This is a genomic window from Pseudomonas sp. AGC41 (assembly GCF_057334555.1).
In genome coordinates this window covers 31,598-40,052 of sequence record NZ_JBHFJB010000115.1, presented here as the reverse complement: position 1 = coordinate 40,052, position 8,455 = coordinate 31,598, and the positions used below count along the sequence as shown (strand labels likewise).

General features: G+C 62.0%; 4 protein-coding genes. 2 read left to right on the top strand and 2 right to left on the bottom strand.

The annotated features are described in order from the left end of the window. Nucleotides 1-36: 36 nt before the first annotated feature. Nucleotides 37-1,701 carry an energy-dependent translational throttle protein EttA gene (gene ettA, locus ACE04F_RS19320; protein WP_305498693.1) on the bottom strand — a complete coding sequence of 555 codons (1,665 nt, stop codon included), beginning with the start codon at nucleotides 1,699-1,701 and terminating at the stop codon, nucleotides 37-39. A gap of 271 nt (nucleotides 1,702-1,972) precedes the next feature. Here ettA and ACE04F_RS19315 point away from each other — a divergent pair, with 271 nt between their 5' ends. Both ACE04F_RS19315 and glyA read left to right on the top strand, forming a co-directional pair. Next, a complete protein-coding gene (locus ACE04F_RS19315) occupies nucleotides 1,973-5,821 on the top strand; it encodes a bifunctional diguanylate cyclase/phosphodiesterase (protein WP_486109176.1) in 3,849 nt (1,282 codons plus the stop codon). A gap of 221 nt (nucleotides 5,822-6,042) precedes the next feature. Then, nucleotides 6,043-7,296 carry a serine hydroxymethyltransferase gene (glyA, locus tag ACE04F_RS19310; protein ID WP_305498691.1) on the top strand — a complete coding sequence of 418 codons (1,254 nt, stop codon included), beginning with the start codon at nucleotides 6,043-6,045 and terminating at the stop codon, nucleotides 7,294-7,296. A gap of 80 nt (nucleotides 7,297-7,376) precedes the next feature. On the opposite strand, the gene yjiA is transcribed toward glyA, so the two are convergent. After that, nucleotides 7,377-8,345: a GTPase gene (yjiA, locus tag ACE04F_RS19305; RefSeq protein ID WP_486109174.1), complete on the bottom strand. Its 969-nt coding sequence runs from the start codon at nucleotides 8,343-8,345 to the stop codon at nucleotides 7,377-7,379. Nucleotides 8,346-8,455: the final 110 nt, after the last annotated feature.

Sequence of the window (8,455 nt, the reverse complement as noted above, 5' to 3'; positions counted from 1 at the left end):
CCCCCCTCCCACAGGGTTACTGCTTAGCCGACCGAATCAAGCCAGCTTCTTGTGCCGTACACGATGCGGCTGGGCAGCGGCTTCGCCGAGGCGCTTCTTGCGATCGGCTTCGTACTCGGTGTAGTTGCCTTCGAAGAACACCGCTTGCGAGTCGTCTTCGTACGCCAGGATGTGCGTCGCGACGCGGTCAAGGAACCACCGATCGTGGGAGATCACAATGGCCGCGCCCGGGAAGTCCAGCAGGGCCTCTTCCAGGGAACGCAGGGTTTCGACGTCGAGGTCGTTGGACGGTTCGTCGAGCAGCAGGACGTTGCCCCCCTCCTTCAAGGTCAGCGCCAGGTGCAAGCGACCACGCTCACCGCCGGACAGGTCCTTGACGAACTTCTGCTGGTCGCCGCCCTTGAAGTTGAAGCGCCCCACGTAGGTACGCGACGGGATTTCGTAGCTGCCGATGCGGATCTGGTCGGAGCCGTCGGAGATCTGCTGGAATACGGTCTTGCTGCCGTCCAGGTCCTCGCGGCTCTGGTCGACGCAGGCCAGCTGCACGGTTTCACCGATTTCGATGGTGCCCGAGTCCGGCGTTTCCTTGCCCATCAGCATGCGGAACAGCGTGGATTTACCGGCGCCGTTACCGCCGATCACGCCGACGATGGCGCCCTTGGGCATCGAGAACGACAGGTTGTCGATCAACACGCGGTCGCCATAGCCCTTGCTGACGTTCTTGAACTCGATGACCTTGTCACCCAGGCGCGGACCGGCCGGGATGTAGATTTCGTTGGTTTCGCTGCGCTTCTGGAATTCCTGGGACTGCATTTCCTCGAAGCGTTGCAGACGCGCCTTGGATTTGGACTGGCGAGCCTTGGCGCCTTTGCGCACCCACTCCAGTTCTTCCTTCATGGCTTTTTCATGCGCCGACTGCTGCTTGGATTCCTGGGCCAGACGATCGGACTTGGCTTCCAGCCAGCCCGAATAGTTGCCCTCGTACGGAATGCCTGCGCCACGGTCGAGTTCCAGGATCCAGCCGGCGACGTTGTCCAGGAAGTACCGGTCGTGCGTGATCGCAACCACGGTGCCCGGGAAATCGTGCAGGAAGTGTTCGAGCCAGGCGACGGAATCGGCGTCCAGGTGGTTGGTCGGTTCGTCGAGCAGCAACATGTCCGGGGCGGACAGCAGCAGGCGGCAGAGGGCCACGCGGCGCTTCTCACCGCCAGAAAGATGCTCGACCTTGGCGTCCCAGGCCGGCAGGCGCAGTGCATCGGCGGCCACTTCCAGCTGACGGTCCAGGTTGTGGCCATCGCTGGCCTGCAGGATCGCTTCGAGCTTGGCCTGCTCGGCGGCCAGCTTGTCGAAATCGGCGTCCGGATCGGCGTAGGCGGCATAAACCTCGTCCAGGCGCGCCTGGGCGTCCTTGATCACGCTGACCGCTTCCTCGACCACTTCTCGAACGGTCTTGGTCGGATCGAGCTGAGGCTCCTGCGGCAGGTAGCCGATGTTCAGGTCAGGCATCGGACGGGCTTCGCCGTCGAATTCCTTGTCGACGCCAGCCATGATTTTCAGCAGCGTGGACTTACCCGAACCGTTGAGGCCCAGCACGCCGATCTTGGCGCCGGGGAAAAATGACAGCGAAATGTTTTTCAGGATTTCCCGCTTCGGCGGAACAACTTTGCTCAGCCGATGCATGGTGAAGACGTATTGAGCCATGGTGAACCTAGCGTCAGTGACAGGTGAAAAGAACGAGCCAGGCCATGCGCGGCGCGGGCACTTGATGTTGATCAATGCCTGCGGGCCGATTGAGCCTGGGAATCTGGAGCCGGAGCGCTCTTGTTTGACCGGCAAAGCTACCTCAACCGTCGGTCAAGGTCCAGCCGCCAAGGGCTGGCACTTTGCCACAAGTCAAGGCATGCTAGCCGCCCTTCGGGCGTCCGGCTTATAGTGCACGTCGCGCCAGTCCAGCAAACTGCAGGATTACAGCTTGTCCAACGTCACGCCGTCCCCGTCTCCGCGCGCCGCCCCTGCTGTGCCCGGCACGCCCCTGCGCGGAACATTGAAGGGCGGGCTGGCCTCGCTGGTGCTGTTGCTGCTGGGCCTGCTCTTCTGGCAGTTGCTCGACCAGTTGCGCGAAACCCAGCAGCAACAGCGCCAATACACGATCGACTACACGGCCGACCTGGCCGCGCAAGTCAGCCTGAACATGGCCTTGAATGCGCAGATTGCACTCAATCTGCTACCGATTGTCGAACAACCGCAAAGCGTCGACGAACAACAGGCGCTGCTGCGCAAACTCCAGCAATCGTTGCCTGAATTACGCAGCCTGGCACTGCTGAGCCCTTCCGGCCGGGTGCTCAGCGACAGCGACGCTACCAGCGAGGATGCCAGCTACCTGGCCGAACTGGTACGGCGCAGTCATGCCCAGGCGCATTATTTCAGCAACGCCGAGGACGGTTCCGTGGTGCACCTGTTGTTGCACCAGGCCAGCGGCAGCACGCGCGGTTATTGGGCATTGCGCTTGACCCCGGGGTTTTTCGCGACATTGACCAAACAGGCCGATAGCGGGCTGCGCCCGCTGTGGCTGGTGGAGAACCGGGTCAACCAGCAAATCATCAGCCGCGACGAGGCCCCGCCCGCGCCCAACCCGACGCGATTGACTGAACAAGACCTCAGCAACACCGTACTGACCGTGCCCCTGAGCAGCAGCGACTGGCAGCTGCGCGGGTTGTTCGATCGCAGCCAGGTGCTCGAACAATTGCTGCCCGCGTTCATCGGCAAATGCTTGCTGGGCCTGGCGTTTTCGCTGCTGCCGGTGATCGCGCTGCTGAACATGCGTCGCCGCCAGCGTCAGTTGCATGAGGGGCGCCGCCGTTACCAGGACATTTTCGAGGGCACCGGCGTGGCCCTCTGCGTGCTTGACCTGTCCGGGCTCAAGGCCTTTTTTGCCAGGGCCGGCCTGCATGATGGCGAGCAGTTGCGCACCTGGCTGAAGGCCCCGCAGCAGCTCGAACAGTTACAGCAGCAAGTGCACGTCACCGAAGTCAACCAGATGGCCTTGAAGCTGCTCAATGTCGATTCCTGTGAACAGGCCTGGCAACTGCTGGTGGGCAACGCGGCGAAAGACAACAACCCGGTTGGCTCGAAACTGCTCGAAGCGTTGCTCGACCAGCACAAACAACTGGAACTGGAGATCAGGCTCCAGGACGCCCATGGCCGCGATCAGCATTTGTGGCTGGTGCTGCGCCTGCCGGAAACACAGGACGACTATAACGCCGTCATCCTGAGCATCAGCGATATCACCAGCCGCAAGCTGATCGAGCTGTCGCTGCTGGAACGCGAAGGCTTCTGGTCCGACGTGGTGCGCACCGTCCCGGATCATCTTTACGTACAGGACGTCATCAGCCAGCGGATGATCTTCAGCAACCACCACCTGGGCCAGACGCTCGGCTACGACCGTACCGAACTGCACCAGATGGGCGAGTATTTCTGGGAAATCCTGCTGCACAGCGACGATGCCGATCACTACCACCACTTGCGCCAGGAACAGCGCCGCGGCGGTTACACGCAACTGCTGCAATGCCAGCTGCGCTTTCGCCATCGCAACGGCAAATGGCGACGCTTCGAGGTCCGCGAACAGGCCCTGGCCCGGGATCGCCATGACCAGGTCACGCGGATCATCGGCGTGGCCAAGGACATCACCGAGCAGATCGAGGCCAGCGAATCATTGCGCGACAGCGAGCAGCGCTACCGGATGCTCGCCGAAAGCATCAGCGACGTGATTTTCTCCACCGACAGCAAACTCTCGCTCAACTATGTCAGCCCGTCGGTTCAGGCAGTGCTGGGCTACACCGCCGACTGGATCTTCCAGCATGGCTGGCAGTCGACCATCGCCAATCCGCAACAACTGACCGGCATCTACAGCCTGATGGACCGGGTCAGCAAGGCCCTCGACAAGCCTGAGCAATTGGCCGAGCTGCGCAACCAGTTGCAGACCCAACTGTTCCTGTTCGACTGCCTGCGTGCCGACGGGCGCAAGATCCCCATCGAGCTGCGGCTGGTGCTGGTGTGGGACGACAACGGCGCGTTTGAGGGCGTATTGGGCGTAGGCCGCGACATCAGCCAGCAGCGCCGAGCGGAAAAAGACCTGCGCATGGCCGCGACGGTATTCGAGCATTCGACCTCGGCGATCCTGATCACCGACCCGGCCGGCTACATTGTCCAGGCCAACGAAGCCTTCAGCCGGGTCAGCGGTTATGCGGTGTCGCAGGTGCTGGACCAGTTGCCCAACATGCTGACCGTCGACGAGCAGCAGGAAGCCCACCTGCGCTACGTGCTCAAGCAGCTGCAACAACACAGCACCTGGGAGGGCGAAGTCTGGCTCAAGCGCCGCAACGGCGAGCACTACCCGGCCTGGGTCGGCATTACCGCGGTGCTCGACGACGAAGGCGACCTCGCCAGCTATGTGTGCTTCTTCAGCGACATCAGCGAGCGCAAGGCCAGCGAGCAGCGCATCCATCGCCTGGCCTACTACGACGCCCTGACCCACCTGCCCAACCGCACGCTGTTCCAGGACCGCCTGCATACCGCGCTGCAATCGGCGGAACGGCAGAAGAGCTGGGTGGTGCTGATGTTCCTCGACCTGGACCGCTTCAAGCCGATCAACGATTCCCTCGGCCACGCCGCTGGCGACCGGATGCTCAAGGAAATGGCCACGCGACTGCTCGGCTGCGTGGCCGATGACGACACGGTAGCGCGCATGGGCGGCGACGAGTTCACTCTGTTGCTGCAACCGCGCGCAAGCCGCGAAATGGCGCTCAACCGGGCGATTACCGTGGCCGAGCAGATCCTTGCCAGCCTGGTCCGGCCGTTCGTGCTCGAAGGCCGGGAGTTCTTCGTCACCGCCAGTATCGGTATCGCCCTGAGCCCACAGGACGGCAACGAGCTGAGCCAGCTGATGAAAAACGCCGACACGGCCATGTACCACGCCAAGGAGCGCGGCAAGAACAACTTCCAGTTCTACCAGGCCGACATGAACGCCAGCGCCCTGGAGCGCCTGGAGCTGGAAAGCGACCTGCGCCATGCGCTGGAACAGAACGAGTTTGTCTTGTATTACCAGCCACAGTTCAGTGGCGACGGCAAGCGCCTGACCGGGACCGAGGCCTTGCTGCGCTGGCGCCATCCACGACGCGGGCTGGTGCCGCCAGGGGACTTCATCCCGGTGCTCGAAGAACTCGGGCTGGTGGTGGACGTCGGCGACTGGGTCATCAGCGAGGCCTGTCGCCAACTCAAGACCTGGCACCAAGCCAAGGTCCGGGTGCCGAAGGTCTCGGTCAACATTTCGGCCCGGCAGTTCTCCGACGGCCAGCTCGGCACGCGCATCGCCAATATCCTGCGCAGCACCGGCCTGCCGCCGGCGTGCCTGGAACTGGAGCTGACGGAAAGCATTCTGATGCGCGAAGTCAGCGAGGCGATGCAGATCCTGGCCGGCTTGAAGAACCTGGGCCTGAGCATCGCGGTCGATGACTTCGGCACCGGTTATTCATCGCTCAACTACCTCAAGCAATTCCCCATCGACGTGTTGAAGATCGACCGCACCTTCGTCGATGGCCTGCCGTCCGGCGAGCAGGATGCCCAGATCGCCCGGGCGATCATCGCCATGGCCCATAGTCTCAACCTGGCGGTCATCGCCGAGGGTGTCGAGACCCACGAGCAACTGGATTTCCTCCGTGAACATGGCTGCGACGAAGTCCAGGGCTACCTGTTCGGCCGCCCGATGCCGGCCAACCGGTTTGAAGCGCAGTTCAGCAATGATGCGCTGTTCATGTTCGACTGAGATTCCCATCGTCTGGGCGGGCGCCTTCGCGAGCAGGCTCGCTCCCACAGGGGAATGCATTTCAAGTGTGGGAGCGAGCTTGCTCGCGATGAGGACAGCCAGGACGACACAGAGCTGCCCATGAAACCCATTCGTCCAGGACATGACGTCCTTTCATATGCCTTCCAAAACCGGTTGGGTTAGAATGCCCCCCTTTTCTGCCCCGATCCTTGAGGACCGCCATGTTCAGCCGTGATTTGACTATTGCCAAGTACGACGCCGATCTCTTTGCCGCCATGGAGCAAGAAGCTCAGCGCCAGGAAGAGCACATTGAGCTGATCGCTTCGGAAAACTACACCAGCCCCGCGGTGATGGAAGCTCAAGGCTCGGTACTGACCAACAAGTATGCCGAAGGCTACCCGGGCAAGCGCTACTACGGCGGTTGCGAGTACGTCGACGTGGTCGAGCAACTGGCCATCGACCGCGCCAAGCAACTGTTCGGCGCCGATTACGCCAACGTCCAGCCGCACGCAGGCTCCCAAGCCAACGCCGCCGTCTACCTGGCGCTGCTGTCGGCCGGCGACACCATCCTGGGCATGAGCCTGGCCCACGGCGGTCACCTGACCCACGGCGCCAGCGTTTCGTCCTCGGGCAAACTGTATAACGCCATCCAGTACGGCATCGACGGCAACGGCCTGATCGACTACGACGAAGTCGAGCGCCTGGCCGTAGAGCACAAGCCGAAAATGATCGTGGCCGGTTTCTCCGCCTACTCGCAGATCCTCGACTTCCCGCGCTTCCGCGAAATCGCCGACAAGGTCGGTGCCTACCTGTTCGTCGACATGGCTCACGTTGCGGGCCTGGTCGCCGCTGGCGTCTACCCGAACCCGGTGCCGTTCGCCGACGTGGTCACCACCACGACCCACAAGACCCTGCGTGGTCCACGTGGCGGCCTGATCCTGGCACGCGCCAACGCTGACATCGAGAAGAAGCTGAACTCGGCCGTATTCCCTGGCGCCCAGGGTGGCCCGCTGGAACACGTGATCGCAGCCAAGGCGATCTGCTTCAAGGAAGCTTTGCAACCTGAGTTCAAGGCCTACCAGCAGCAAGTGGTGAAAAATGCCAAGGCCATGGCCGGCGTGTTCATCGAACGCGGCTTCGACGTGGTCTCCGGCGGTACTGAAAACCACCTGTTCCTGCTGTCGCTGATCAAGCAGGACATCTCCGGCAAAGACGCTGATGCCGCATTGGGCAAGGCGTTCATCACCGTGAACAAGAACTCGGTGCCGAACGATCCACGCTCCCCGTTCGTTACCTCGGGCCTGCGCTTCGGCACCCCGGCCGTGACCACTCGCGGCTTCAAGGAAGCCGAGTGCAAGGAACTGGCCGGCTGGATCTGCGACATCCTGGCGGACCTGAACAACGAAGCGGTAATCGATGCCGTTCGCGAGAAGGTCAAGGCCATCTGCAAGAAGCTGCCGGTGTACGGCGCTTAACAGCAGTAGCAACAAAAAAACCGGCCCCAGTGGCCGGTTTTTTTTTGGCGGTATGAAAACCCAGGCGCAGGCGCGGATGGTCAGAGGAGTGCGGCGTCGAAACCTTCGCGGATCTTCTCTTCAGGCAATTCATCGGCAATGAACACGATCACGCTTTCCCGAGCTTCACCCTCAGCCCATTCGGTGTCCCAATCGAAACCGTAGAGCTTGAGTACGCCTTGGAATACCAGTCGGCGGGGTTCGCCGGCGATGTTCAGCACACCTTTGTAACGCAGCAATTGCTTGCCGTGCTCTTCCAGCAACTGGTTCATGAACGCACTCAGCTTGTCGATATCCAGCGGCTTGTCGGTGCGCAGCACGAGACTGCTGATGCGGTCGGCCGTGGTGGCCTTGGCGACCGGGCGAAGGCTGAGTCCGCCGCCCAGGTCCGCGTTGAGATTGAAGCCGCGGATATCCAGCAGCTCGGCGAGGTCGATATTGCCGTGCTCGACGACCCTGATCGGCGCCCGTCGGTTGATGCGCGTCAGACGCTCGGTAAGTGCCTCGACATGAGCGGCGTCCACCAGGTCGGTCTTGCTCAAGAGCAAGCGGTCGGCAAACCCGACCTGGGCCTGGGCGATGGTCTGGGTCAGGTGGATCTCGGCGTGGGCAGCATCGACCAGAGTCAGGATGCCGTCGAGGATGTAGCGTTCGCGCAGGTCCTCGTCGATGAAAAAAGTCTGTGCCACCGGCGCAGGATCGGCGAGGCCGGTGCATTCGATCACCAGGCGGTCGAATGCGATTTCGCCGCTGTCCAGCCGCTCGAGCAACAGGTACAAGGCTTTAGTCAGGTCGGTGTGGATCGTGCAGCAAACGCAGCCGTTGGCCAGGGTCATGACCTGCACCGGCTCTTCGCCCAGCAGTTGGGTGTCGATGCCAGCATCGCTGAATTCATTCTCGATCACGGCGATCTTCAGGCCGTGCTCGGCCTTGAGCAAATGACGCAACAACGTGGTCTTGCCAGCGCCGAGGAAGCCGCTGAGGATCGTGACCGGGATGGGAGAGGACACACTGGATCTCCTGTTCGAATTTAGAAAGAAAGCAAACAGACTCCTGTGGGAGCGAGCCTTTGTAGCGCATGCGAATCCTGAGTCCAACCCGTGACATCTGTGGGAGCGAG

Bases quoted from the DNA above. Each gene is read 5' to 3' on its own strand.
- ettA (WP_305498693.1), bottom strand. From the start codon at position 1,701: ATGGCTCAATACGTCTTCACCATGCATCGGCTGAGCAAAGTTGTTCCG.
- glyA (WP_305498691.1), top strand. From the start codon at position 6,043: ATGTTCAGCCGTGATTTGACTATTGCCAAGTACGACGCCGATCTCTTT.